The organism is Phocaeicola sp. RTP21198st1_B8_RTP21198_201120 (genome assembly GCF_040929485.1).
GTDB classification, from domain to species: domain Bacteria; phylum Bacteroidota; class Bacteroidia; order Bacteroidales; family Bacteroidaceae; genus Phocaeicola; species Phocaeicola dorei.
The window spans coordinates 1-1,040 of sequence record NZ_JBCOCI010000555.1; the positions used below are offsets into that span (position 1 = coordinate 1).

Below are 1,040 nucleotides of genomic sequence, written 5' to 3' on the forward strand. Positions count from 1 at the left end.
CGGAATTTGTATTTGAAAATGGTGTAATGTTTGACCGGGATCCTATTGAATCCGTATATTATGCCTCTTGTACGGTTAATGGAAGTAAAGATGTTTCTGGTGTAATCATTAATGTGGATAAAACAACTAAGCAGGTGCTGGATGCAAAAGCAAGTAGTCTGAAAGTTACTGGTAGTTCGCAGAAAGCTCTTTGCCGTCCAATGATTACGATTTTTAAATAGTCACTATTCGACCTTACTCAATAGAAATTCAAGGAAAGTGGGATCCCCCATCCCGCTTTACCTTCTTCTTACATTGAAACTTTTGAAAATAGCCCTCTAATCTTATACCTAGAAAAGAAAATAATATGCACACCACATTTCGCCTATCGGTTTTTCTTTTGTTCATGGTACAGTTATTCTGTAGCTGTACATCTGACTCGCTGCCCGAACCGGACAGTACGCAGCCAGAGACGCCTGCCAGAATTCCCGATGCCTATCAGGATAAGATACGGACACAACCTTATCCCAAAGCAGATAATGAATTGTATCTGAATCCTGCTCCTCTAATTGTTCCTCAAGCCATGAAGACGGGCGAAAGACTGCAATTTTCCCTTTCGCGCACTGAAGATTTCAGCAGTTCCGAAACGCTACTTTCCGAACCGCAGGAATGGTGTATGTATAATCTTCATCGTCGTTTGGAGGTCGGTACATGGTATTGGCGCTTTCGTTCCACCAACCTTAATGGAACTGCGCCCGGTGAATGGAGTGCTATTTATCGTTTCGAAGTAAAGAATGATACACCGGAATTTGTAACACCTCCTTTTCAGACATTCTTAGCAAATGTTCCCCGTCTGCATCCTCGTATTTACTGTTTTTTAGACGACCGTATCGGAGAGGCTCGTAACCGTGTCACTTCACACCCTGAATATGCAGAACTACAAAGTCGTGCTTCTCAGGCATTGAAAGCCGAATACACCGGAATGACTGATTTATATAGTCGTGCAGAAGAGCTCCGGCAACATGCCACTTATCTTTATCAGACCTATCATCTAACCCAAA

At 42.6% G+C, this 1,040-nt stretch carries 1 protein-coding gene and 1 pseudogene; both read left to right on the forward strand.

Going from position 1 to position 1,040, the window contains the following annotated elements; translation table 11 throughout:
- A pseudogene (locus AB5935_RS28040) lies at nucleotides 1–221 on the forward strand (hypothetical protein); the annotation flags it as partial.
- Between the two features lie 125 nt (nucleotides 222–346).
- Nucleotides 347–1,040, forward strand: a 694-nt coding sequence (locus AB5935_RS28045) for a DUF4962 domain-containing protein (RefSeq protein WP_368328107.1), incomplete at its 3' end; no start/stop codon positions are given.